This window comes from Saccharothrix sp., assembly GCF_031180885.1.
Classification (GTDB): domain Bacteria; phylum Actinomycetota; class Actinomycetes; order Mycobacteriales; family Pseudonocardiaceae; genus Actinosynnema.
In genome coordinates this window covers 32,107-57,449 of record NZ_JAPSLK010000033.1, presented here as the reverse complement: position 1 = coordinate 57,449, position 25,343 = coordinate 32,107, and the positions used below count along the sequence as shown (strand labels likewise).

General features: G+C 72.0%; 21 protein-coding genes. 14 read left to right on the top strand and 7 right to left on the bottom strand.

The genetic code is table 11. From position 1 onward, the window contains the following. Positions 1-7: 7 nt before the first annotated feature. Together RIN75_RS29210 and RIN75_RS29205 are read left to right on the top strand one after the other, a co-directional pair. Positions 8-139 (top strand): hypothetical protein, encoded by a 132-nt coding sequence (locus RIN75_RS29210; protein WP_309115249.1) that lies wholly within the window; start codon positions 8-10, stop codon positions 137-139. Between the two features lie 37 nt (positions 140-176). Then, positions 177-1,253: a lanthionine synthetase LanC family protein gene (locus tag RIN75_RS29205; RefSeq protein ID WP_309115248.1), complete on the top strand. Its 1,077-nt coding sequence runs from the start codon at positions 177-179 to the stop codon at positions 1,251-1,253. Between the two features lie 461 nt (positions 1,254-1,714). Here RIN75_RS29205 and RIN75_RS29200 read toward each other — a convergent pair whose 3' ends face one another. Continuing rightward, positions 1,715-2,245, bottom strand: a complete 531-nt coding sequence (locus tag RIN75_RS29200; protein WP_309115247.1) for an RICIN domain-containing protein — start codon at positions 2,243-2,245, stop codon at positions 1,715-1,717. A 266-nt stretch (positions 2,246-2,511) separates the two neighbouring features. On the opposite strand from RIN75_RS29200, the gene RIN75_RS29195 reads away from it, so the two are divergent. The 5 genes from RIN75_RS29195 to RIN75_RS29175 all read left to right on the top strand — a co-directional run bounded on the left by RIN75_RS29195 (position 2,512) and on the right by RIN75_RS29175 (position 8,220). Beyond that, a complete protein-coding gene (locus tag RIN75_RS29195; RefSeq protein ID WP_309115246.1) occupies positions 2,512-4,380 on the top strand; it encodes a hypothetical protein in 1,869 nt (622 codons plus the stop codon). Positions 4,381-4,955: 575 nt separating this feature from the next. Then, on the top strand, positions 4,956-5,351 hold the full coding sequence (locus RIN75_RS29190) for a GntR family transcriptional regulator (protein ID WP_309115245.1): 396 nt from the start codon (positions 4,956-4,958) through the stop codon (positions 5,349-5,351). Further along, positions 5,348-6,244, top strand: coding sequence for an ABC transporter ATP-binding protein (locus RIN75_RS29185; RefSeq protein WP_309115244.1), 897 nt, complete (start codon positions 5,348-5,350; stop codon positions 6,242-6,244). The genes RIN75_RS29190 and RIN75_RS29185 overlap by 4 nt, the downstream gene beginning before the upstream one ends. Then, entirely contained in the window at positions 6,241-7,218 is a 978-nt protein-coding gene (locus RIN75_RS29180) for an ABC transporter permease subunit (RefSeq protein WP_309115243.1), read from the top strand. Before RIN75_RS29185 ends, RIN75_RS29180 begins: the two co-directional genes overlap by 4 nt. Positions 7,219-7,617: 399 nt before the next feature. Then, on the top strand, positions 7,618-8,220 hold the full coding sequence (locus tag RIN75_RS29175) for a KH domain-containing protein (protein ID WP_309115242.1): 603 nt from the start codon (positions 7,618-7,620) through the stop codon (positions 8,218-8,220). A 694-nt stretch (positions 8,221-8,914) separates the two neighbouring features. Here the strand turns inward: RIN75_RS29175 and RIN75_RS29170 are convergent. Then, positions 8,915-9,328 (bottom strand): helix-turn-helix domain-containing protein, encoded by a 414-nt coding sequence (locus RIN75_RS29170; protein WP_309115280.1) that lies wholly within the window; start codon positions 9,326-9,328, stop codon positions 8,915-8,917. Here RIN75_RS29170 and RIN75_RS29165 point away from each other — a divergent pair. The 3 genes from RIN75_RS29165 (at position 9,327) to RIN75_RS29155 (ending at position 13,813) form a co-directional block, all read left to right on the top strand. Continuing rightward, positions 9,327-9,971, top strand: a complete 645-nt coding sequence (locus RIN75_RS29165) for a class I SAM-dependent methyltransferase (RefSeq protein ID WP_309115241.1) — start codon at positions 9,327-9,329, stop codon at positions 9,969-9,971. The two genes, RIN75_RS29170 and RIN75_RS29165, sit on opposite strands and share 2 nt — an antisense overlap. Positions 9,972-10,189: 218 nt before the next feature. Then, positions 10,190-10,552, top strand: a complete 363-nt coding sequence (locus RIN75_RS29160; protein WP_309115240.1) for a hypothetical protein — start codon at positions 10,190-10,192, stop codon at positions 10,550-10,552. Positions 10,553-10,822: 270 nt separating this feature from the next. Continuing rightward, complete coding sequence (locus RIN75_RS29155; protein ID WP_309115239.1) at positions 10,823-13,813, top strand: BTAD domain-containing putative transcriptional regulator; 2,991 nt, start codon at positions 10,823-10,825, stop codon at positions 13,811-13,813. A gap of 169 nt (positions 13,814-13,982) precedes the next feature. Here RIN75_RS29155 and RIN75_RS29150 read toward each other — a convergent pair whose 3' ends face one another. From RIN75_RS29150 to RIN75_RS29130, 5 genes are all read right to left on the bottom strand, one after another. Then, positions 13,983-15,143, bottom strand: a complete 1,161-nt coding sequence (locus tag RIN75_RS29150; protein WP_309115238.1) for a glycerate kinase — start codon at positions 15,141-15,143, stop codon at positions 13,983-13,985. A gap of 35 nt (positions 15,144-15,178) precedes the next feature. After that, on the bottom strand, positions 15,179-16,576 hold the full coding sequence (locus RIN75_RS29145) for an SLC13 family permease (RefSeq protein WP_309115237.1): 1,398 nt from the start codon (positions 16,574-16,576) through the stop codon (positions 15,179-15,181). A gap of 349 nt (positions 16,577-16,925) precedes the next feature. Continuing rightward, the gene (locus tag RIN75_RS29140; protein WP_309115236.1) at positions 16,926-17,591 is read right to left on the bottom strand and encodes a response regulator transcription factor; all 666 of its coding nucleotides are present in this window, start codon (positions 17,589-17,591) and stop codon (positions 16,926-16,928) included. Continuing rightward, entirely contained in the window at positions 17,588-19,066 is a 1,479-nt protein-coding gene (locus RIN75_RS29135) for a HAMP domain-containing sensor histidine kinase (protein WP_309115235.1), read from the bottom strand. Before RIN75_RS29135 ends, RIN75_RS29140 begins: the two co-directional genes overlap by 4 nt. After that, positions 19,053-19,361, bottom strand: coding sequence for a hypothetical protein (locus tag RIN75_RS29130; protein WP_309115234.1), 309 nt, complete (start codon positions 19,359-19,361; stop codon positions 19,053-19,055). The genes RIN75_RS29135 and RIN75_RS29130 overlap by 14 nt, the downstream gene beginning before the upstream one ends. Positions 19,362-19,583: 222 nt before the next feature. Between RIN75_RS29130 and RIN75_RS29125 the strand changes: the two genes are divergently transcribed. From RIN75_RS29125 to RIN75_RS29110, 4 genes are all read left to right on the top strand, one after another. Continuing rightward, positions 19,584-21,428 (top strand): cellulase family glycosylhydrolase, encoded by a 1,845-nt coding sequence (locus tag RIN75_RS29125; RefSeq protein WP_309115233.1) that lies wholly within the window; start codon positions 19,584-19,586, stop codon positions 21,426-21,428. 694 nt (positions 21,429-22,122) lie between these two features. Next, the gene (locus RIN75_RS29120; protein WP_309115232.1) at positions 22,123-22,938 is read left to right on the top strand and encodes a hypothetical protein; all 816 of its coding nucleotides are present in this window, start codon (positions 22,123-22,125) and stop codon (positions 22,936-22,938) included. A gap of 103 nt (positions 22,939-23,041) precedes the next feature. Further along, positions 23,042-23,212, top strand: coding sequence for a hypothetical protein (locus RIN75_RS29115; RefSeq protein ID WP_309115231.1), 171 nt, complete (start codon positions 23,042-23,044; stop codon positions 23,210-23,212). Positions 23,213-23,307: 95 nt separating this feature from the next. Next, complete coding sequence (locus tag RIN75_RS29110; RefSeq protein WP_309115230.1) at positions 23,308-25,284, top strand: alpha-glucuronidase; 1,977 nt, start codon at positions 23,308-23,310, stop codon at positions 25,282-25,284. The last annotated feature ends 59 nt before the right edge of the window (positions 25,285-25,343 follow it).

Genomic DNA, 25,343 nt, shown 5'->3' with positions numbered 1-25,343 from the left:
GGAAACCATGCAATCCGCACTCGAACTGGACGAGCTGGTCGAACAGCTCGACGCGCAGATAACCGAGGTCGCCGTGGACGACAAGACCCCGTCCGTACTCCTGTGCAGCTTGATCGACTGCGACGACGACGATCGCTGATACCGGTGCTGATGAGCGCGACCGGGAGGAAGCGCTGATGGCGGCACCCCAAGCCGAACGCGACGTGGTGACCGCCGCGCGGACGCTGCTCGACTCCTGGAAGTCATCGGCGAGCACGGCGGGTCCCGATCCCGGACCCGCCGTGCTCGCCGCGCTGGTGGCCGACCCGGAGGCGGGCCGGACCTGGTTGCGCGGCGCGGTCCGCGCCGCCGCGGGCACCGGGCTGTTCACCGGGCTCGGCGGGGTCGTCGCCGGGTTGCGCCTGATCCCCGGCGCCGACTCCGCGGCCGAGCGCGCCGAGGCCGTGCTCGGCCAGGCCGCCGCACACCGCCGCTGGCGGACCACCGCCGTCGGGTTCGCCGACTACGACCTGGTCAGCGGGCCCTCGGGCACCCTGCTGGCACACTTCGCCGGGTCGACACCGGTGTCCACGGACCGGCTGGCCCCGTTCACAGGCCACTTGACCGCCCTCGCCGACGCCCACCTCTCCGGGCTGCGCATCGGCGCCCACAGCGGCCACCCCCTGCTCGGCTGGAGCCAGGACGAGATCCTCACCGGTCTTGCCCACGGCGCCGCGGGCCCGCTGGCCGCGCTGAGCCTGGCGGGCGCCGAGCCGGACGCGATCCGGAACCTGGCCGCCTGGCTGGCGGCCCGCACGACCACCGACAGTCGCGGCATCCTCACCTGGTCCCCGCGCGGCCGCGGCAAGCCGGGCAGGCAGGGCTGGTGCTACGGCACCCCCGGCGTCAGCTGGGCGCTGTGGACCGCGGGCCGGGCGCTCGGCCGCGCGGGTGCGGAGTTCCGCGAGATCGGCCTCGCGGCGATGGGCACGCTGTGCGCGAAGTACGACCCCGACACCCACCTCGACGGCTTGGGCGTCTGCCACGGCGCCGCGGGCATGCTGCTCGTGGCCGACGCGTTCGCCCGGCAGGCGGGCTCGACCCCGGCCGCCGAACTCCGCGACTGGCTCCGTGACCACCTGCACACCCGGCTCGACGAGGTGCTGCGGATGGGCGGTACGGGCCTGCTGTCCGGTGCAGCCGGCGTGCTCGCCGCCCTCCTCACCGCGGACGGCCGCGACCGCAGCTGGCTGCCCTGCCTCGCCCTGTCTTGATCGAACGAACGGGTGGCACGAACGCACACTTCGCGCCACCGGGCCAAACCCCACCGGCTACCGGCAGACGTGGGTGGCCGCCGTGCTCTGTGCGGCGGAAGAGGGGTTGGAGAGCGGCGACACCCGGAGCGGCCCGCTCCCGGCCACCGTCAGGCTCCGCGAGCTGAGGCAGGCTGTGGAGGATCAGGCGAAGATGAAGCGAAACGCGGCAGGCGCCGCCGAAGGGCTCCTGGCCATGATCGGAGACGGGTTGACCGCGTCCAGCAGCGCGGTCCACGATGTGCTGCCGGTCTCCAGCGCGGCTACGAACGAGCACGCAGCCCTTGGTCGAACATCCTTCTGTCGCAAGAGGGATGACCGACCAAGGGCTGCTTGCGTGATCAACCGGCGTGCGCATCGCCGACCGGGACCTCAAAGGGCAAGCGGACGCCTGCCGGGCGCCGGCCGACCGAGCTCGTGTCTCAGACCGTCTGGAGCACCCACTTCTGGTCCTGGTAGTTCAGGCAGTCGAACTGGAACGCCCGTGACCCGTTGAAGTTGTCGGCACCCCGGATGACGAGGCAACGCTGGGTGTAGGAGTTCTGGATCTTGACGTACCGGCCGCCGCTTCCCTCGTCGAAGATGTTCCAGTTCTGGTCCTCGTAGCCGGCGCAGTCGTGTTGGAAGGCGGGTGCGCCGTTGACGTTGTTCGCGCCCTGGACCGCGAGACACCTGCCGGTGTACGCGTTGCGGATCCGGCTCCGCCCAGCGGAGATGTACTCGATGTTCCAGTGCTGGTCCGCCGCGCTGCCGATGCAGTCGTACTGGAACGCCGGTGAGCCGTTGACGTTGTTGGACCCCTGGATCGCGAGGCAGCGGCCGGTGTGCAGGTTGATGATCCTGACGGACGCCAGGATGCCGACGTCGTCGGTCTTCGCCTGGACGGCGGGCGTCAGGCCGAGTGTGAGAACGAGAGTCGCGAAGGCGACGAGAGCATGACGAAACAAGGACATGGCAACCCCCCGTTGCTCCTTGATCAAGGCCCCTGCAGCGTACATAACCGTGAACGCCGCCGCTACGGGTGAAACCGGCGAGATGCTCGCGGAGGCCCGGAAGACCCGCCTCGATCTTGCCCATCCCGGCGCCGATCGCCGCAACGTCCTGAGGCAAAGGGGACAACCTCGGCCGAACCCCGGACGGGTGGGATCGGTACGCGGGACCATCGGCATTCGACCCCACCGCGAGAGATCCTCGCGGGCAGGACGAGGGGGAAGCCTTGTTGCGAAGATCCTTGACCGCCCTGTCGAGCGCCCTGTTGATGACACTGTCCGTGGTCACCACGACCGCGGAGGCGGCACCTCATTCCACGCGGCTGTACCCGACGCGGGCCTCCTACACGGACTCCGCTCAACCCCACACCGCGTTCCCGTGGCAACAGCAGGACGCGCCGCTGGGCGCCTCGAAGCGCGACGGTCGACTGCACGTCTCGCGGGTCTACCTCACGCTCGACGTCGCGCAGTTCGCCGGGGCCCAGATCCTCGGCGCGACGCTCTACCTCCAGGAGAGTTCGACGGCCGACTGCACCAAGCGCGCGATCGGGGTGTGGCAGACCGCGCCGGTCGCCAAGGACCCCACGTGGGCGGGTGCGCCGAGGCGCAAGCGGTGGCTGGACGACTTCACCGCGACCGGGGTGTGCCCGGCCTCCCCGTCGTTCGACGTCGCGACGGCCGTGCGGGAGGCGGTGGAGCGGAACGAGCCCCGGATCACGCTGGAAGTCGCCGTGCCGGCACCGTTCGAACGCGACACCGCTTACGGTCGGACGTTGTCCGGGTACTACAAAGCCACGGTGAGCGTGCAGCACAACCACATTCCCTCCATTGTGGACAGACACCGCTACAACTCCGGGAAGCAGTGCGCCACCACGGCTCCCTACCCGAAGCTGAGCACCTGGTTCGTGGCTCTGGAAGCGCTGCCCGCCGACGCCGACCCGGGCGACCAGAGCCCGGCGTCCCTGGCCGTCGACTTCGCGCTGTGGCCACAGGATGACCCGACCGCGCGAACGGAGAAGACCGCGCGGCACGCGAGCACCACCTGGGTGGGCAGGGCGGACTTCCCGGGGTTGACCGACGGGAAGGTCTACTCCTGGCAAGCACGCGCCGCCGACGGTGCCGACAACGGCGCCTGGTCGACGCCCTGCCACTTCGTCGCCGACGCGGTGAACCCGGCCACGCCCGCGATCACCTCGCCCAACTACCCACCGCACGACGGTTCCGCGCCGGTCCCCGTGGGCGAGGACGGCGTGTTCGTCTTCGACGCCCGGGGTGACACCGACACGGTCGGGTTCGGCTACACGTGGGGCAGCACGATCCCGGTGGGCGGCTGCTCCATCGGGGAGTTGGGCCGGCTGATCTGCGCGGACCCGTTGGACGGCGACCACGCGGTCCGGGCGGACCACCCCGGCGGCACCGCCACGACGACCCTCGCCCCGCCCGACACCGGCCCGCAGACGCTGACGGCCTGGTCCGTCGACGCCGCGGGCAACCGCTCGGCACCGACCGAGTACACCATGCTCATCCCGGCCACCAACCCCTCCGTCACCGTCGTCGGCGACCGGCCCAGGTGGAACCAGGACGTGACCCTGCGCTTCGCCCCGGTGCCCGCCCTGGCCGACCGCACCGTCGAGTTCGTGTACCGGGTGGATTCGCGGGAACAGCAGGTGGTCTCGGCCGGCGCGGACGGCACGGCGGCGATCACCTTCCGGGCCGACAACCCGTCCGGCCACACGGTCACCGTGAGCAGTCGCAGCGCCAACGGCTGGACCTCCGGCGCGACGACGTGGAGCCACCGCTTCTACCCGTGGCCCGATGTGCGTTCCGACGTGTACACCGACAGCGGCGAACCGACCGGTGGCGTGGGCGTGCCGGGTACGTTCACCTTCAGCCCCCCGGCGGGCTGGACCCGGGTCTCGGCCTACCGGTACTCTGTGGACGGGGGCGAGTACGTCGACGTCCCCGCCGACGCGGACGGCACGGCGACGATCACGCTGACCCCGACCACCAGCGGCTACCACGACCTCGACGTCTACGCGATCAACGCCGACGGACAGCCCGGCACGTACAGCAAGCTCTTCTCGTTCAACGTGGCCTGACCACGGGTCAGGCGACGTTCCCCGGATCGCCGCAGGACGTCCACGCGGCGACCACGACACCTGGGGCCTGGCCGCCGGGCCGGCCGCTTGGGTGGTTGTCGGAGCGCGAAGCTGTCCAGGGACCCGCGGAAGAACGGTCCGCAGGTGGATCGAGGCCCGGTTGACCGCCCAGCCGTTGGTGAAGCAGACGCCGTTGGCGGTTTGGTCGCACGTGCCGGCCACGACCGCGAACGGGGTGACGGTGACCGCGGTTCGGGTTCGGACGCCCGTCGCGCGCCGCCGGTGACGTCGACGGCGTGCCGAATCATCCACGTTCCGCCGCGTGCGTGGCCCTCGGCTGGGTTCGCCGCGGTGTCGTCGAGGACCGCCTGGAGCCATTCCCGCTCGGCGGGGTCGGTGGTGGCGCCGAGGCTCTGTTGTGGACGCGCCGTGCGCCCGGGCGACGCCCGGCGTCGGTACCGCTGCCGGACACGCGGCGGTCGCGATCGTCGTCGACAGCGCGCGTCGCACCGCGGCTTGCCGGTCGTCGATCTTTACTGCTTTACTATGGTACTAGTAAAGCAGTAGGAGGGTTCATGTTCGTCTTCCGGATCGACAGTCGGTCGGGTGTGCCGCCTTACCTGCAACTCGTCCAGCAGGTGCGGCAATCAGTGCTGCTGGGCTTCCTCCGGCACGGCGACCGGCTGCCGTTGATCCGCGAGGTGTCCGAGAGCCTGGCGATCAACCCGAACACGGTCGCCAAGGCGTACCGGCAGCTGGAGCAGGAGGGGCTGGTCACCGGGCGTCCCGGGCAGGGCACCTTCGTCAACGAGGCGCCGACGGCGGGGATCTCCGCTGCGACCTACACCTCGTTGCGGCGCGGTCTGGAGGCGTGGCTGAAGAAGGCGCACGCCGCCGGGCTGGACGAACAGGCGGTCACCGCGCTCTTCACCGCTGTGGTCAACCGAGCGAAGAATGAGAACATCGCATGACAACGACCGAATACGCGCTCCGGACCGACGGTTTGGGCAAGCGCTACCGGCGCACGTGGGCGCTGGAGGACTGCAGCCTGGCCGTGCCGACGGGCCGGGTGACCGCGCTGGTGGGACCCAACGGCGCGGGCAAGAGCACGCTGCTGCGCCTGATCGTGGGGCTGCTCGCGCCGACCACGGGCACGGTGGAGGTCCTGGGCGAGTCGCCCGCGACCAACACACCGCAGGTGTTGTCCCGTGTGGGGTTCCTCGCTCAGGACCACCCGCTCTACAAGCACTTCACCGTCGCCGACCTGCTGCGCTACGGCCGCTCGTGCAACGTGCGCTTCGATCAGGGCCTCGCCGAACGGCGACTGGCGCGACTGGACATCCCGCTGGACCGCAAGGCAGGCGCGCTGTCCGGGGGCCAGCAGTCCCAGGTGGCGCTGGCCCTCGCCCTGGCCAAGCGGCCCGACCTGCTCGTCCTGGACGAGCCGATGGCCGCGCTCGACCCGGTGGCCCGCCTGGAGTTCCTCCAGGCCCTGATGGGCGCGGTCGCCGCCGACGGCATCACCGTCGTGTTCTCCTCCCACGTCGTGCCGGAGCTGGAGCGCGTCTGCGACCACTTGGTCGTGCTCGACCACAGCCGCGTTGCGCTGGCCGGCGACATCGACGCGCTGCTGGACGAACACCGCCTCCTGGTCGGTCCGCGCACCACCGCCGACCTCGACCGGGCGGGCACGGTCGTCGAGGCCACCCACAGCGACCGGCACACCACGCTGCTGGTGCGCGACGGCGGGGGCGTGACCGCCCCCGGCTGGCAGGCCGACCCGATCGGCTTGGAAGAGCTGGTGCTGGCCTACCTGCGCCGCCCCGCCCGGCAGGAGCCGGCCCACCCGGAGGTGTCGGCATGACGTGGGTGATCTGGCGGCAGCACCGCGCCGAGGTGCTCGCGCTGGGGCTGCTGGTCGCGGCGATCGGTGCCTTCCTGCTCGCGGTCGGGCTGTCGATGCGTTCGCTGTTCCCCGACGGCGCTGCCCACTGCGCGGGCGTGCTCACCGACGCGTGCTCGACCGCGATCCGGCGGCTGAACGACGAGCACGGGTACGCATCGAAGATGCTGTCCCTGTTCAACCTGGTCCCGTTCCTGATCGGGGCGTTCCTCGGCGCGCCGCTGGTGGCCCGCGAACTGGAAACCGGCACCTGGCAGTTCGCCTGGACGCAGGCCGTCCCGCGGATGCGCTGGCTGGCGGTCAAGTTGGCCGCGCTCGGCACGGTGAGCGCGGCGCTCGCAGTTGCCCTCTCGTCGTCGATCACGTGGTTCCGGCAGCCGTTGGACGTCCTCGACGGTCGGTTCAGCGCAGACGCGTTCGACCTGGAAGGACTCGTCCCGGCGGGCTACGCGCTGTTCGCCTTCGCCGCCGCGACGGCGGCGGGCACGTTGCTGCGCCGCAGCCTGCCGGCGTTCGCGGTCGCCCTCGGCGCGTTCGCCGCCCTCCGCGTCTTCGTGGCGGGGTGGCTGCGCCCGAACTTCCAGGCGCCGCGGACCATCACCGAACCCGTTGCCGCCACCGACGTCGACCTCGACCCCGGCGGCCCGCGCGGGATGACGGCCGACCGCCTCGACTGGACCTTGGTGTCGGGCTACGCGGACTCGTCAGGCCGGCACCTGTCGGTCGTCGAGGCCGTGCAGATGGACTCCGCTGCCCGACGCGCCGGCATGGAGCTCAGCGCCTACATGCACGAGCGCGGCGTCCAGAAGTGGGTCCAGTACCACCCGGCGGATCGTTTCTGGGCGTTCCAGTTGATGGAGACGGCCATCTTCGCCGGCCTCGCCGCGGCTCTGCTCGGAGTCGTCGTGTGGCGGATCAAACGTCGCGTCCACTGAGGACAGAGGTGTGCGGCCCGCGGTCGTCGACCGCGGGCCGCGCGCGTGGCAGCGACGGTGATAGAGCGGTGGGGCGGCGTCGCGGCGGGCGAACCGGGCGGTGACGCCGGCGGCGCGGGCCTTCGCCGTGCGGCACGAGAGGATCGGTGAGGTCGTGGTGGGGCTCCTCGTCGAACGCGGCGGCCTGCTCGTCCCGGAACGCCGTTTCGGGGTTGAGGCAGCGGGGATGTGGGGTAGCCTCGACACCGGCAGGAGCGCCTGCCGCACTCCGAGCTGTCCGCGGCCCGCGCCCGCGGTGGCTGTGAGGACAAGGGCCGCTGGTTCGCGCTGTCGTTGAGTTGGGTCACGGCCGAACCAGGCGACCAGGGCGCGGGGCAGCGTCGCCGCGAGGGACATGGCGTGACTGACGACAGCGCGTTCAAGAAGCAGGTCCGGGCCCGGATGGCCGAAACCGGGGAGAAGTACACCGTGGCCCGCCGGATGGTGATCGCCGGGCGTGATCCCGGCCAGGCGCCGGTGGTGTTGCGGGTGCACCTGAATTCATATGTGGATTTGGAGCTGACCACCGAGGCGGGCCGTGCGTACGCCGCGGCCGATGAACGGGGCCGCTGGGAGATGGTGGGCCGGTTGTTGGCCGACCGGATCGAAGTGGTCGGGTTCGCGGAGGCGGGGGTCGCGGCCGGCTCGACGATCGTGACGGACCGGGAGTTGCGTGCCGAGGCGGAGGCTGCGGAGGACGCCGCGATCCGCGATGCGGTGCAGCGGGGCGTCGAACGGGCGGTCGGGGTGTCGGCGGTGGAGGTCGACAGGGCCGTGGATCAGCTGCGGGTGGGTATCCGCGCGGCCCGGCCGATCCTGCTGGCCGGTCGTCGTGGTGCGGAGGCCGACCGGCTCCGCGGCGAGCTGGAGGAGTTGACCGGCAGGCGGGTGCGGCTGGACATCTGGCAGGCGCCCGACCACCAGGAAGGGCCGGGCAGCGAAGGGGCCGGGCGTCCGGGCTGAGGACTAGGGCCGCCATCCGTACCCGGTGGCGCGGCGATCGGGGAGTGGTGGCTTCATCGTCGGAACCTGGGACAGGCTCGTCATCCACCCCCTACCGGGGTAGCACACACACCTTGGCGCCCCCGTATGACGCCTGGTGCGCAACCGTCCTCGCAGTCTGGTCTCGTCGCGAACGACGACCACGAAGGACGGAACATGAGGTTGCGCAAGGGTAAGCGGCAGCGGGCGCGCACGCGCTCGTGGGCGTTGGCTCGGCACTCCCGCGCGGTGTACGTGCCTGCCGGTACGGGCGACGCCGCGCCACCAGCCCGACCGGCCCGAGCAGAGCGGCGGGGACGTTCATGACCACGACCGCTCTTCCCCGGGCCTCGATCGGGAAGGCCGCCGTCGGGGCGCTCGGCGCGCTGGCGGTGGCCACGGGTGCCCTGGAGTCGGTGGCGACGCCGACGCTCCCGCTCCTGCAACGCGAACTGGGCATGAGTCCCGCCGAAGGGGCACTGCTCAGCATCGTGCTGCTGGTCACCGGCGCGCTCATCACACCGGTCGCGGGCTTGCTGGGTGCAGCACGAACGCCCAGGCCCAGGGCAGCAGCCGGATCCAGCGGCGCGACGACCCCGCGAACAGCGGACGCGGGACGTGCTCCTCCATTGTCACGGGTTTCATCCTATGGCGGGGGAAACGGCGGCGTCGGCGATCACCTCGGCCGTTCGGGCGCACTGGCGGCGGCTTCCTGGAAGTCGGCGACGGCACCGCCGTGGTCCCTGGCCCAGTCCGTCAGGACCTCGATGGGCTCGACGGGGGTCCGGCCGAGGTCGGTGAGGCGGTACTCGACCCGCCGGGGCGCCTCGGCACGGCGTTCGACCAGACCGTACCGCTGGAGCCGGCGCAGCGTCTGGGTGAGGACTTTGCGCGAGACGCCGCTGATGAGGTCGACGAGTTCACTGTGTCGTCCCCGACGCCAGGGGTGCGCCTCGGCGCGCTGCGACCCGCCATCGACAGGGTGTTCGCCCTCGACGACGTCGTCGAGGCACACCACCACCTGGAAAAGGGCCTCTACGAAGGGCGGAAGATCGTCGTCACAGCGGCCTGGGAATATCGTGTCGGTCATGACCACGGACGACTGGCTGGCCGACACCCGCACCTCCTACGACACGGTCGCGGTCAGCTACACCGACTACGTGCGGGATGCCATCGCCGGCGAGCCCTACCTTCGGGCCGCGCTTTCGGTGTTCGCCGATCGTGTGCGGGCTGCCGGTGGCGGGCCGGTGGCGGACGTCGGCTGCGGTCCCGGGCATGTCACCGCGCACCTGCACGGTCTCGGTGTCGACGCGTTCGGCATCGATCTTTCTCCGGGGATGGTCGACGTGGCCCGGCGTGAGCACCCGGGGTTGCGGTTCGAGGTGGGCTCGATGACGGACCTGCACCTCCCCGACGCGTCGGTGGCCGGCCTGCTCGCGTGGTGGTCGTTGATCCACATCCCGGACGAGGAGGTGCCGACGGTCTTCGCGCACTTCCACCGGGTGCTGCGTCCGGGCGGACCTTTGCACCTCGGGTTTCATGTCGGTGACATCTCGCGGTTGAAGACGGAGGGGTATGGCGGCCACCCGATGTCGGTCTACGTCCACCGCCGTCAGCCGGACAAGGTGGCCTCCTGGTTGCGTGACGCCGGGTTCGAGATCGACGCCCAGTGGCTGTGCGACCCGGACGCCCAAGTCCCACAGGCATTCCTCTTCGCCCGCCGCTCTTCCTGAGGCCGAAAGCCCGCCTCCACCGATGCGTCGGCCTCCTCGACACCGCCACCCGGCGCGGTCCGGTACGGCGCCTGCCCCGGCTTGGTCCGCTTGATCAACACCAACCGGCCGGGAGCGCTTTCATCCTCGCGAAAGTCCGGTGAAAGCGCTGCGGAGATTCTTGTCGTGTCGTCGGCCGGGGGGCCGAAGGACAGCGAACAACTCGGAGGTTCCACGACATGATCAAGAAAGTGGCTCTCGCGTTCTCCGCGCTCGCGCTCGCCGTTGGGGGTGCGGCGTTGGTCGCGCCGGCGGCGCACGCCGACAGCAGCGCGAGCACCAGTGCCGGCGCCAGGGCGACGTTCACCTCGGACGGTGAGATCTTCCGCCTGTACGACACCAAATGCGACGGCTATTCCGTGTACCTCGTGTACAAGCTCCGCGGCGGCTCCGAGCAGCGGATCGACTTCAGCGGCGGGTGCAACAAGAGCGGCGAGTACGACAAGGACTTCGCCGAGGACTCCAAGGTCGAGTACAAGGCCTGCGTGAACGTCAACAACGCCCTCGACAAGTGCTCGGCTTGGTCGACCGACTACGCCTGACGAGCCGGTTCGGCAACCGGTGGCACGGTGACCGCGGAGGATGCACCAGGAGCGACTCTCCTGGTGCGTCCTCCGTTGTGCCGATGTTCCCGGTGGCCCGCGCGAGGGCTCCTTGGACCTCGGGCCAACCAGCACGCAGGACCTCCACCTCGCGCGGGGGCGGGGTCGCCCACCGGACGCGTCGTCCGCTCCGGGCCTTTGTCGCACTTCCACACCGGAACAAGCCCGGGTGCGCGAAACTGGCTGGGCTGGTCGGAGGGGCGGGGGCTCATGGAGTTTCGGGTGTTGGGGGCGCTGGAGGTACGGCACGGCGAGGGGGTGGGGGTGCTGTCCGGGCGGCTGCGGCGGACGCTGCTCGGCGTGCTGTTGGCTCGGGCCAACCAGCCGGTTCCGGTGGACGTGCTGACGGACGCGCTCTGGGGTGACCAGCCGGACCCGCGGGCCGCGCAGAAGCTGCAGCTGCACGTGCACCGACTGCGCGGTGTGCTGGACGACCCGGCTCGGCTGTCGTTCGGCGCGGCGGGCTACCGGCTGCTGGCGCGGCCGGCGGTGGTCGACGCGGAGCGGTTCGAGGCGCTGGTCGGGGCGGGGGTGGCGGCCGCGGAGCGGGAGCCGCAACGGGCGATCGAGTCGCTGCGGGCGGCGTTGGCGCTGTGGCGTGGCACCCCGTTCGCGGACGTGGAGGTGCCGGTGCTCGCCGACTGGGCGCGGCGGCTCGTCGAACGCCGCCTCACCGCCGCCGAGTCGCTCTACCAGGCGCAGTTGGCGTGTGGCCTCCACGAGGCGGTCATCGGCGAGCTCGCCGAGCTGGTGGCCGAGCACCCGCTGCGGGAGCGGCTGCACGGGCTGCTGATGACCGCGCTGTACCGGGCCGGGCGCCGGTCGGAGGCGCTGGAGGTCTACCACCGGGCCCGGGAGACCTTGGTGTGCGAGCTGGGGCTGGAGCCGGGGCCGGAGCTGCGGGAGCTGCAGTGCCAGGTCCTCGCCGAGGACGTGCCCGAGCCGGCGCCGGACGACCGGGCCGCCGGCCGTGAGGTGCCCGCCCAGCTCCCGGTGGACGTGCGGGGATTCGTCGGTCGGGAGGCCGAACTCGCGGAGCTGGACGGGTTGCCGTCCGCCCGGTCGCCGGTGGTGATCTCGGCGGTGGCCGGCACCGCCGGGGTGGGCAAGACCGCGCTCGCGGTGCGGTGGGCGCACCGGGTGCGCGACCGGTTCCCGGACGGGCAGCTCTACGTGGACCTGCGCGGCTACGGCCCGGACGAGCCGGTCCCGGCCGCCGAGGCGCTGGCCGGCTTCCTGCGCGCGCTCGGTCTGGACGGCGCGGCGATCCCCGAGGACCTCGCCGAGCGCGCCGCCCGCTTCCGCACGCTGGTCGACGGGCGCAGGGTGCTGGTCCTGCTGGACAACGCCCGCACCGTCGAGCAGGTGCGCCCGCTGTTACCCGCGGGCTCGACGTGTTTCACGCTGGTGACCAGCCGCGACTCCCTCGCCGGGCTCATCGCGCGGGAAGGTGCGCACCGGATCGGCTTGGACCGGCTCCCCCGGACCGATGCGGCGGGCCTGTTGCGGGAACTGCTCGGCGCGCGTGCCGACGCGGAGCCCGCGGCGGTCGACGTGCTGGTCGAGCGCTGCGCGCGGTTGCCGCTCGCGCTGCGGATCACCGCGGAGCTCGTCCGGTCGAGGCCGGGCCGCACCCTCGGCGAGCTGGCCGGCGAGCTCGCCGAGGCGCAGGACCTGCTGGACCTGCTGGACGTCGAGGGCGACCCGCACACCGCGGTCCGCGCGGTGTTCTCGTGGTCGTACCGGCAGCTCGATCCCGCCGTGGCCAGGGTCTTCCGGCTGCTGGGCGTGCACCCCGGGCACGACGTGGACGCCTACGCGGTGGCGGCCATGGCCGGGACCCCGCTCCGGGACACCCGCCGGGCACTCGACGTGCTGGTACGCGCCCATCTGGTCGACCAGACGCCCGGCGGGCGGTACCAACCGCACGACCTGCTGCGCGCCTACGCCGCCGAACTGGCCGACACCACCGACGACACCGCCGCGCCGCTCGCCCGGCTGTTCGACCACTACCTCGCCACCGCCTCCGCCGCGATGGACGTCATCGCACCGCACGAGGCGGAGATCCGGCCGGAAGTCCCCGCGACCGACACCGAGAAACCGGTGTTCGACACCTATGGAGCGGCGTTCGGCTGGCTGGACGACGAGCGCGCCAACCTGATCGCCACCACCCAGCACGGCGGTCCCGACCACGTGATCGCGCTGGCCGACACCGTGTGGCGATACCTCGCCGCCGGCCACTACCTGAACGACGCCGTCGCGCTGCACACCCGCGCCATGCACGCGGCCCAGGCACTCGGCGACGTCGCCGCCGAGGCCAACGCGCGACGGGCGCTCGGCGCCTCGATGGCCTGGACGGGGGCCGCGTCCGAGGCCATCGGACACCTGACCCGGGCGTTCAGCCTGTACGAGCAGGTCGGCGACCGGCTGATGCAGGCCTCGACGTTGAACAACACCGGCATCGCGCACTGGCGGCGGAGCGACCTGGTCGCGGCAGCCGACACCTGGCGCCGCGCGCTCGTGTTCTTCGAGGGGTCCGCCGACCCGCGCCTGGGCGTCCCGGCGATGAACAACCTCGGGCGGGTCCTCACCGTCCTGCGCCGGTACGACGAAGCGGCCAACCTGTACGAGCGGGTGCTGACCATCACCCGGGCCAACAGCAATCGGATCAGCGAGACGATGGCGTTGTTCGGCTTGGCCTGGGCACGCGCCGAGGTCGGCCGCCACCGGGAGGCGTTGTCCGACGCGCGGGACGCCTTGTCCCTCGCGCACGACATCGGCAGCCGCGGCCTCGAGTGTCTGGCGATGCGCGCGCTCGGTGTCGCGCACCGCGGGTTGGGCGAGCACGAACCGGCGTTGCGGCACCTCGACTCCGCGTTGGCGGTGGCCCGCGCCATCGGCGACTCCGAGATGGCGACGGGCGCGCTGAACGAGCTGGCCGCCACGCACGCGGCCACGGGGAACCACGCCAGGGCACTCCGGCTCTACCGCGAAGCACTGGCAGGGGACGGGCAAGCGCACCGGCACGAGCACGCGCACGCGCTCGCCGGCATCGGAGACGTCCACGCGGGACTGGGCGACCACGACCACGCCCGCGAGTACTGGCAGCGGGCGCTGGTGGTCTACGGCGAGCTGAGCATGCCACACGTCGAGGACATGGCGACCAGGCTCGACCGGCTCGGCACGCCGGTCGGGCCGTGACGGCCGCGCGCAACCCGGCCCACGGGCGAAACGATTCATCCAGGTGAGCGGTGCCATCGCCGCAAGGCATGAGGAGATCCGCAGATCGCACAAGATCGGATTGTCGGTGTCCGGCACCTGGCGTGGAACCTCGTTTCGTTCCTTGGGTTCAAGTGGTGAACAGCGGCGGTCACCGGCCGAGGGAGGCTCCGACGAGGACCAGGCGCAGGACGCGTTCGGTGGCGTCGGCGAGCAGCCCGGCCGCGTTGTCCATCGCCTCGGCCAGCGGCACGGGAGCGGCCAGGATGCCCGCGTACGCGTCGATGCCCACGTCGTGGCTGCGCCGCGCGCCGCGCCCGATGGTGCCCGCCAGCGCGATCACCGGCTTGCCCTGCCGCTTGGCCCGCCTGGCCACCTCGGCGGGCACCTTCCCGTGCGGCGTCTGGAAGTCGATCGCGCCCTCGGCGGTGATCACCAGGTCGGCGTCGGCCAGCCTGGCGTCGAGGTCGGCGTGGTCCAGCATCACCTCGAACCGGGGCACCAGGGTCGCGCCGAGCACGGCGGCCAGTCCCGCGCCCAGCCCGCCGGACGCACCTCCACCGGCCACGTGCCGCACGTCCACGCCGAACGTCGAGTGCAGCACGTCCGCCCAGCGGTCCATCGCCGCGGCCAGCCGCTCGACCTGCTCGGGGCCCGCGCCCTTCTGCGGTCCGAAGACCCTGGCGACGCCGCGGTCGCCGCACAGCACGTTGTGCGGGTTGCAGGCCAGCGTGAGCTCGATCTTCTCCAGCCGGGAGTCGAGCCCGGACACGTCGACGTGGTGCACGTCCGCCAGCGCGTTCCCGCCGGGAACGAGGTCTTCGCCCCGTTCGTCGAGCAATCGGACGCCCAACGCCCGCAGCGCTCCCGCACCGCCGTCCGAGGTGCCGGAGTCGCCGCACCCGACCAGGACCCGCTCGCAACCGGCGTCCAGCGCCGCGCCGATCAGCTCGCCGACGCCGTAGGTGGTGGTCACGCCGGGGTCGCGGGCGTCCGGCGGCACCAACCGCAGCCCGGCCGCCGCCGCCATCTCCACCACCGCGGTGCGCGGGCCGGGGCCGCCGAGCACCGCGAAGTGCGCGCGCACCGGGTCGCCGAGCGGTCCGCTGACCACGACCGGCACCACCTCGCCGCCGGTGGCCGCCGCCAACGCCTTGGCCGACCCCTCACCGCCGTCCACCAAGGGCACCTGGTCGATCACGGCGCCGGGCACGACGCGGCGCACGCCCGCCGCGATGGCCTCGGCCACCTCCCGCGCGTCGAGGCATTCCTTGAACCCGCTCGGTGCGACGACGAACTTCAGCGGCATCATGACTTCTCCTCCAAGTGGGTGGCGGGCAGGGGCGGTCAGCGCAGTGGCAGGCCGAGGTGCGGCCAGACGACGAGCGCGAACCCGAGCACGAGCACGGCGTTGAGCGGTGCCAGCAGGGCCGAGAGCTTGAGCAGGTCGGAGCGGGTGTACGTGGTCGTTCCGGGCACGTTGGCGAAGATCGCCACCGGCTTGGCCGACGACGGCAGGGTGTGGCAGAACCCGGCCGCCGCGGTCGAGGCGAAGGCCACCGCGGCCGGGTTCAGGCCGAGCGCCGCGGCCAGCGGGACGAGCACCGGGATGAGCACGGACGACCGGGCGGACCGGGACTGCACCAGCAGGTGCGCCACCGTGCTCACCGCCACGACGGCGGCCAGGAAGGCGAGGTCGTCACCGCCGAGGCCGGTCATGTGCCCGGTCAGCCAGGCGGCGGCCCCCGACGCGGTCAACGCCGTGCCGAGGGCCGCGGTCGCGGCCATGAAGAGCAGCAACGACCACGGCACCCCGGCCAGCGCGGGCCCGAGCGCGATGGTGCCGAGCTTCGGCGCGGTGATCACCAGCGCGCCGCCGAGCGCCACCACGGCGGCAGGCACGCCGTGCCAGGGCTCGCAGACCCACGCCGCCGACACCAGTGCCAGCACGATCAGCGCCCTGCGTTCGGCCGGTTCGAGGCGACCGGAGCGCGGCGCGTTCGCCAACCGGCCCAGCCGATCGGCGTCGACCCGCAGCCGGCGCACCCGGTCGGACCGGCGGGTGAACAGCAGGAGCACGAGTTCGGCCGTCGCGTGCGACGAGACCACGGCGAGCGGGAGTCCGAGCAGCAGCCACTGGCCGAAGCCGATGCCCGTCCCGGTCGCGGTGAGCAGCAGGTGGCTGGTGATGAGGTGGGCGCCCGCGCCGATCAGGGTCGCGACGGCGGACAGCAGGATGACCGAGGGGAACAGCAGGGACAGCGCGCGAACCACCCGTGGCCGGTCGGCCAGCCCTTTGGCCAGGGCGAGGAACACCGGCAGCACCAGCGCGGCACGTCCCGAGGTCGCCGGCACCGCGAACGCGGTCAGCACGAGAGCGACCGTGACCAGGTGCGCCAACTGGCGGACGCTGCGCGCCTTGGCGATCAGGCCGACCGCCACCCGCGCCGGCAACCCGGTCGCACCGACCCCGGCCGCCAGGGCGAAGGCGGCGATCAACAGCCAGATCGTGTCGCCGCCGAGCGCGCCGAGCAGCTGGTCGTCGGCGAGCACGCCGAGCAGGACCAGGAGCAGCGCGGCGGCCAGGGCGACGTACGTGTCGTCCAACGCCGTGAACACCCACGCGCCGACCGCGACGGTGAACACCACCAACGTGACCTTGCCGTCGGCCGGCAACCCGGCACCACCGGTGAACAGCAACAACGCCACCGCGCCGACCACCAGGGCGCCGATCCCGGCCTTCACAACGGCCCGCGTGCGCCGCGCCGGCGAGGGCCGGCCCGGCGGGGCCTGGCGCGGCGAGGCTCCCGCCGGCGAGGTCTGACCTGGCGCGTTCCGGCCCGGCGAGGGCCGGCCAGGCGGCGTCTGGCCTGGCCGGGTTCCGGCCGGCGGGGGTCCGGTCGGCACCGTCCTGATCGGCACGGTGGCGGCCGGGGCCTTCATCGGCACGGTCGTGGCCGCGGTGGTCCTGGTCGGTGACCAGGGTGGCGCCGTGTTCCCGTCTGTCGCGACCTTCATGACGACCAGCTTGCGGCGGGAGCCTGAACAACCCGTGAGCGGTTGATGAAACCGCCTTCATCCGGCCGTCGCCGGGCTACACGCCGAGCCGGTAGCCCATGCCCCGCACGGTCCGGATGCGGTCGTTGCCGATCTTGCGGCGCAGCGCCCGGACGTACACGTCGACCACGTTCGAGCCCGGGTCGAAGTCGTAGCCCCAGACGTGCGAGAGGATCTGCTCCCTGGCCAACACCTGCCCGGGGTGCCGCAGGAACAGTTCCAGCAAGGCGAACTCCCGGGCCGTCAGGTCGATGACCGCCTCGGGCAGCCGGGCCCGCCTGGTCCGCAGGTCGAGCGACAGGTCCTCGTGCCGCAGCACGGTCACCTCGGGCGCCCGGTCCGCCGGCCGCAGGCGCAGCCGGACCCTGGCCAGCAGCTCCTCGAACCGGAACGGCTTGGTCATGTAGTCGTCCGCGCCGCCCTCCAGGCCGGCGACCGTGTCGTGCACCGAGTCCCGGGCGGTCAGGATGACCACCGGTGTGGCCACCTTGGCCTCACGCATCGCCCGCAGCACGGAGAACCCGTCCCGGCCCGGCAACCCGAGGTCCAGCACGACGAGGTCGAAGTCACCGGTCAACGCCCAGGCGAGCGCCGTGTCACCGTCACCGACGACGCTGGTCGTGAACCCGTTGGCCCGCAACCCCTTCTCCACGAACGACGCGATGCGCTGCTCGTCCTCGACGATCAGGATCCGGCCGGTCATCCCGCACCCTCCACAGTGGATGGCCCGGCGGGCAGTTCGATTCCCACGGTGGTGCCCTTCCCGGGCTCGGAGAGCACCTTGACCGTCCCCCGGTGCCCTTCGGCGATGGCTTTCACGATCGCGAGCCCCAGCCCGGCGCCACCCCGGTCGGCCGGCCTGCCCGATCCCCTGGCGAACCGCTCGAAGATCCGCTCCAGGTCGGCGGGCACGATGCCGCAGCCGTTGTCGCTGATCCACAAGGACACCGCGCCGTTCCACAACGACGACCCCAGACGGATCTCGTCACCCTCGGAGGTGTGCTGCACCGCGTTCTGGGCCAGTTGCACGACCGCCTGGGTCACCCGCTGCGGATCGAGCCACGCCGTGCCCTCGCCCAACGTCTCCAGCACCCACATGCGCGGGCCGAGCGCCCGGACCTTGGCGTCGATGTCGCTGGTCAGCTCGGCGACGGACACCTCTTCCGGGCGCAGGAAGTCCGGCCGCTGCGCCTTGGCCAGCAACAGCAGGTCCTCCACGATGCGGCTCATCCGGTCCAGCTCGTCGGTGCACAGCCGCACCACCTCGGCCCGTTCCGCGGGGTCGTCGCCCATCACCTCCAGGTGACCGCGCACGATCGTGATGGGTGTGCGCAGTTCGTGGCTCGCGTCGTCCAGGAACTCCCGCTGCGCCCGGAACGCCTGTTCGAGCCGGTCGAGCATCGCGTTGAACTGCTCGGCCAACGCCGCGATGTCGTCACGGCCGTGCACCGGGATGCGTCGCCTCAGGTCCTCCTCGCCGATCTGCGCCGCAGCCGACCGCACCATCCGGACCGGCGCCAGGATCTCGCCCGCGACCAGCCACGCCACCACTGCCGCCACGACCAGCCCCACCGCGCTGACCAGCACCAGCAGCTCGATGGTCCGACGGTCCTGCGCGCCGAGCCCGTCCAGGAAGTACCCGGTGACGAACCACCCGTCCGCGCTGACACCGGTCCCCTTTCGCGGCAGCGCGTGGACCTTGGCCCAGCGGAACGGCCCGGCCGGGGTCTCGGCCTCGCCGTAGGGCGTCGGGGAGGTGACGATCGTCCGCAGCAGCGGGCCGTCGGCGACGATGTCGTACGGCGGCACACCCTGACGCCACACGTGCAGGTCGTCACCCGTCCCGGTGATCCCGAGGTGCACCTCGAAGGCATCGGGGTACTGCGCGCGCAGGTGTGCGTCCAGCAGCCGCCCCGGATCGGTGATCGGCTGCCCGGTGGCCGGGTCCTTCGCCTCACCGGCGAAGTTGTGGAACTCGCCGGCCTCCTGCCCGATCGCCTTGGCCACCCGGTCGTCCATGCCGGACACGAGGAGCTGCCACACCACCAGCACCACGGTGGACAGCACGAGCACCATCAGCCCGAGCATCCACGCCATGATCTTCACCCGGGCCGGGATGCGGGTGCCCCGTCCTCGCCGACGCCCGCCGGTGCCCCGCACGGGATCAGTCGTCGTCATCGTCATCGTCTCCGACCGGCGGTGGCGGGGGCACGACCGTGGTCACGGGCGGCGGCGGTTCCTGCGTGGCCGGGGGCGGTTCCTGCGTGGTCGGCGGCGGTTCCTGCGTGGTCGGCGGCGGCGACGTGGTCGCGCCGGGCGACGAGGCGGACTCCCCGATCGTCACCTCGGCGGGTATCCGGGGCGGCTCGGCCTGGCCGGCCAGGGTGAAGACGACGAAGACCGCCGCGTACAGGGCCGCGGCAGCGGCGAGCAGAGCTGCCGTGCGGCGCGAGGGGGTCACACGTCCGAGCATCGCTCTCAGCATCGACGGAATCATTAAACGAGCATGAAGATTTCTTCATCAAGCGACGCGGCAGCCCGCCGCCCTGGTGCGTCGGCGAGCGTACCTCGTGGTCGAACCGGACTCGTTCGTCCTGGTGCGAAGCGCGCCCTCAGCGGCACTTGTGGAACGACGATGATTCGCTACGCTGAACGTGAAATGCCTTCATCTTCTGTCGAGTGAGGGACGGCCGCAGTGAAGCGATCGATGCTCGTGCTCGTGCTGCTGTTGATGTCGCTGGCGTCGCCGAGCGTCGCGGCGCCGAACGGGCTGTGGTTCGACGACAGCACCGTGGTGGTCGCCGACGGCGCGTTCCGCGACCAGCACGGCCGTGAGGTGGTGCTGCGCGGGTTCAACGTGTCCGGCACGGCCAAGCTCGCCGAACACCGCGGCCTGCCGTTCGCGAGCACGGCGGACGCGCGGTCGTCCGCGGTGGCGATGCGCCGGATGACCGGCGCGAACGCGGTGCGCTTCCTGGTCACGTGGGCGTGGGTCGAGCCGGAGCCGCGCCGGATCGACCACGCCTACCTCGACCGGGTCGCCGAGCAGGTCCGCGCGTTCACCGACCAGGGCATCCGGGTCTACCTCGACTTCCACCAGGACCTGTACTCGCGCTACATCTTCAACCGCGACAGCTGGTACACCGGCGACGGCGCGCCGGAGTGGGTCGTGCGCGCGGGCGGCTACCCGAAGGAGTCGTGCGGGATCTGCGTGCACTGGGGCCAGAACATGAAGAACAACAACGCGGTGACCGCCGCCGTGTACGACTTCTGGCACAACCGCGAGGTCACCACCTCCGCCGGACCGATCCGCATCCGCGACGAGTTCCTGCACCAGGCGGGCGAGGCGATGCGGCACGTGAAGTCCGCGCTGCCCGCCGACGCGTTCCGCCTCGTGCTCGGCGTGAACCCCCTCAACGAGCCCTACGCCGGGCGGTACGACCAGGGCCAGGACGGCGTGGCCTGGGAACGTGACGTGCTCATGCCCTTCTACCGGCAGTTCCGGCAGCGGATGGACGAGGCGGGTTGGGCCGACAAGCCCGCGTTCGTCGAACCGCTGGTGTTCTGGAACCAGAACGTGGACTTCTTCGCCGAACCGGGCGGGTTCACCGCCGTGCCCGCGCTCGGCGAGCGCTTCGCGTTCAACTCGCACTTCTACGACGGCCGGGCGCAGTCGGGGCTGCTCAAGCCGGGCAAGGCGGGCGACGGCGAGTACACGGCGGACTTCAACCGGATCCGCGACCGGGCGAGCGCGCTCGGCACGGCCGGGATCGTGTCGGAGTTCGGCCACCCGGTCGCCGGGTACACGTCGGACAAGAACCCGACCGTGTTGAAGGCGATGTACCAGGCGCTGGACTCCCGGCTGTCCGGCGCGCGGTGGTGGGCCGACGCGGCGGGGTCCGGTCCCGTGCTGTCGGGCAGCCAGTGGCACTGGGACGTCAACTACGGCCGCCACCACGAGCTGATGAACGACAACCCGGACAAGGTCCGCACCGAGGGTGACGCGATGAACGACGAGCACTTCTCCGCCGTGCGCGTCGACGACGGCGGGAACCACGTGCTCACGGTGGAGGGTCGGGTGGTGGACCGGCTGTTCCCGCGTGCGGTCGCGGGCCGCACGGCGGCGTTCACCTACGAGGACCGCGGCCGCGACGGCGGCACGGTGCTGTCGTGGAACCGCGTTCCCGACACGATGCCCGCGGTGCGGGCGCTGGTCGGCGCCGGGCAGTTCGGTGTGCTCGTGTGGCGCGGCAACGGTGTCGCCGCGCCGACGGAGCTGCACCTGCCGTCGTCGTTCCCGCCCGCGTCGACCACGGTGGTGAGCGATCTCGCGGCCGTGACCGGCCTGCCCGCCTACACGGGCGCCGAACCGGTGGCCGTCGCGCCGGAACCGGGCACGTCCGGGGTGAACCGGCTGCTGCTGTCCACCCGGGCGTCGGGCCTGCACTTCGCGCTGGTGACCAACGGCGCGTCGACCGGGTCGGTGGCCGCCGCACGGGCCGAGCTGACCGCGTGGGTGAACGCGACCTTCGGCGGCTGAGGGGTTGGTGGGCGGTTCGGCAGCACATGAGCAGCCGTTTCGGAGCCACTGGTGTCGGGTGAGTCGGCGGCTGGTGATGCGGATCATGGACCAGCGTGTCCACGGCGTTGACGCAGCAGCGAGGCGAACGCCGCGCCGAGTCGGCCGGTGGCCGCTACCTGATCGGAAGGGAGCAGTATCCGATCCAGGTGTTCCCGTTCACCGTCGGTCGACTCTTCGGGCCGTCTCCTGATCCAGCCGGTCACCTTCCTGGGGGCTGTTGACGTAGGTGTCGTAGGGCGGCCATGCGTCATGCACCGCCACCTCGGGACGCCGGCCGCCTACTCGGGGGACCGCCGAACAGACCTGGCGGTCACGCAAACGTTCATCCACAATGGACTCCACCTGGCGCGACACCGACAGCCGAACAGCCCGGCGCGGCGGTGCTGTCCGGACCAGCGGCAGGCGGCTGCCCTCGACGCCGCCAGGACGCGGTCGCGGGTCGGCGGGGCCAGGCGGCTTCACCGTCGAGCGAGCCCGAGCGCCGACATCGTCACGGCTTTCGTCGGCGGGTCGATCCGACCGCGGTCGGGGAACCGCAGGTTTGCGGACCGCTTCGTGGGCAGCCGGCCGATCATCGCCACGGATGCCGCCGGCGAACCGGACGACCGGCGGGTCGTCGGTTCGCCGACCGGTGTCCGACGGGGGTGGCGGTGTGAGACCCGAGCGATCGCGCAACCACATGCGTGGGCGGGCCCGGCAGGTGGTCCAGGCCGGGTCGGTGGGCGGTGATGTCACCGTCGGCGTGTCATGGCGTTGGTTGGTGTTGGTTGTCGGTGCCTGCCTGGTCGCGGTTGTCGTCGTGGTGTGGCGAGCCGGCCCGGCCATCACCGCCGGACACGCGCTGCCGGCGGGCACGGTCAGCGTCGCTGTCGTGGCGGACCCGCCACAGGTGGACCACACCGCGTTGCTCAAGCCCAATTGCGCGCTCCAGCACGTCGAGGGCGACGCCCGGGACACGGATGTGGTGGGGGAGTGGGCGAAGAGCGAGACCGCCACGCTGGCGCCGGCCGGTGAGATCGAATTGCAGATCACCGTGCAGAACCCGAGCGACAGCGAACTGCTTCTGATGGGGATCGACATCGTGGACCTCACGCGAAGTCGACCGCCGACGTCCGGTTTCTTCATGCCGTCGGGGTTCGAGTGCGGCAGCGACGTGCCGCCGCGGCTGATGTCGGTCGACCTCGGGTCCTCTCCGCCGCGGGTGTCGCCGTACACCGATGGGTCGTCACCGGTGACGTCGTTCCCCTACCAGGTGAGGCGCGGTGATCCGGAGGTGTTCGTCCTGAACTTCGGCGAGGTCCAGGACTTGGTCGAGTTCGCGGTGGCGCTCGACGTGGTCGTCGGCGGTGCGCGCGGCGGGGTGCGCATCGATCGCGGTGGGCGGCCGTTCAGGTTCACCGGGACGGGAGGACTGCCCCGTTACGGCATCGCGGCGGTCGGGTCGGACTACACCCTCGTGCCCCGCTGACGTTCGGCAGCCCCGGGCCGGGCCCGTCGACGACGGGCCCGGCACGTTCACCGGCTCCCAGTGCTCCGGACTTCCGGCCGCGCTCGACCTGGCCGGTGTCGACGTGGCCGTGGCGGCCACCTGGCCGGTCGCCGACGGGCCGGCGCTGATGTTCACCGGCCCCGATGCGCCGCCGCCGGCGCCCGCGCCGCTGGTGCTGTTCGCCGCGACCGGTTGGGCGCACCACCGCCAAGTCGTTGCCACGCAAAAGTTTCGCCGCTGTCCACACTCGTGAACGTCGAAAGTGGACGGCCGTTCTTCCTTGCCGGTGAACCGAAAGCGGCCTAGGTTCGGTCAGGTCACCGATCCCGCAACGGGAGGAACCCGCACATGGTCGGCGTGCACCCCGCTTGGCTTCCCGCCTCCGCGTTCCGGTCGATCGGCTCACGCCGGGTCCGCGTCGTCGGGGACGGGCCGGTCGTCGCCACGGTCCGCGGCGAGGTCGCGACGGCGGTGGCCGAGCACGGTGGCGTGCTGGTCGCCGACGGGCCGGCGGACCTGGAGTTGGTGTGCGCGCCCGACGACGGCGACACCGACCCCGAGGCGTTCGTGGTGGGGCGGGCCGGCACGACCACGGTGGTCCGCGCGATCGACGGCGTCGGCCTCCTCTACGGCTTGCACCACGTGGTGCGGCTGGGCGAGGCGGCGTTCACCGGTGCGGCGGAGGCCGAGCGGCACGCGCCGCGCCAGCCGGTGCGGATGCTGGACCACTGGGACAACGTCGACGCGCACCCGGTGATGGGCCAGGTCGAACGCGGGTACGCGGGTGGTTCGATCTTCTACGCCGACGGCGCGGTCCGGGCCGACCTGTCGCGGGCCCGGGCCTATGCGCGGCTGCTCGGCTCGATCGGGGTCAACCGGGTCTGCCTGAACAACGTCAACGTGCACCGCGCCGAGGCGCGGCTGCTGACCGACCTGCTGCCCGACGTGGTGCGGCTGGCCGAGGTGTTCCGCCCGCACGGGATCAGGGTGCACCTGTCGGTGACCTTCGCCGCGCCGATGACGCTCGGCGGCCTGCCCACGGCCGATCCGCTCGACCCGGCGGTGCGGGAGTGGTGGGCCCGCACGTCCGCCGAGGTGTACGCGGCGATCCCCGATTTCGGCGGGTACGTCGTCAAGGCCGACTCGGAGGGCAGCCCCGGTCCGTTCGCCTACGGCCGCGACCACGCGGAGGGGGCGAACGCGCTGGCCCGTGCGCTGGCGCCGTTCGGTGGCACGGTGTTCTGGCGCGCGTTCGTCTACAACCACCGGCAGGACTGGCGCGACCGCAAGACCGATCGTGCGCGCGCGGCCCACGACCACTTCGCACCGTTGGACGGCTCGTTCGACGCGAACGTGGTGGTGCAGGTGAAGGCCGGTCCGGTGGACTTCCAGGTGCGCGAACCGCTGTCGCCGGTGATCGCCGCCATGCCGCGCACCCGGCTCGCGGTCGAGTTCCAGGTCACGCAGGAGTACACCGGCCAGCAGAAGCACGTGTGCCACCTCGTGCCCCAGTGGCGTGAGGTGCTCGGCTTCCAGCCGTGGGGCGAGGACGAGCCCACGGTCGCGGACATCGCCGGCGGCCGGGCGGGCGCACCGGCAGGCGGCGTGGTGGCGGTGTCGAACGTGGGCGACGACCCGTTCTGGACCGGGCACCCGTTGGCGCAGGCCAACCTGTTCGGCTTCGGGCGCCTCGCCTGGAACGACCGGCTCGCGCCGGAAGCCGTGCTGGACGAGTGGATCGGCCTGACGTTCCCGGGTGACCCGGTGGTCCGCGAAGCGCTGCACGACATCATGGACGGCTCGTGGCGGACCTATGAGCGGTACACGGCGCCGTTGGGCGTCGGCTTCATGGTGAACCCGGGCGACCACTACGGGCCCAACGTGGACGGCTACGAGTACTCGTCGTGGGGCACCTACCACTTCGCCGACAGCGACGGCGTCGGCGTGGACCGCTCGCGGGCCACCGGCACCGGGTTCACCGGCCAGTTCCCGGCGCCGTGGCGTGACGTGTACGAGTCGGTCGAGACGTGCCCGGACGAACTGCTGCTGTTCTTCCACCACGTGCCGTACGACCACGTTCTGCACTCGGGGACGACGGTGATCCAGCACGTGTACGACACCCACTTCGCCGGGTGCGAGGAGGTGTCCCGGATGGTCGAGACATGGGCGCGGCTGGAGGGTCGGGTGCCGTCGGAGGTGTTCGAGCGGGTCACCGCGTTGTTGGAGGAGCAGTCGAGGTGTGCGGCGGAGTGGCGTGACCAGGTGAACACGTACTTCTGGCGCAAGTCGGGTGTGCCGGACGCGCGAGGGCGGACGATCCACTAGCGCGGCCGGCGGTTCGACCGGCCCGCCCTCCGGCGTCCCGCCCCTTTCGCGTCCGGCGG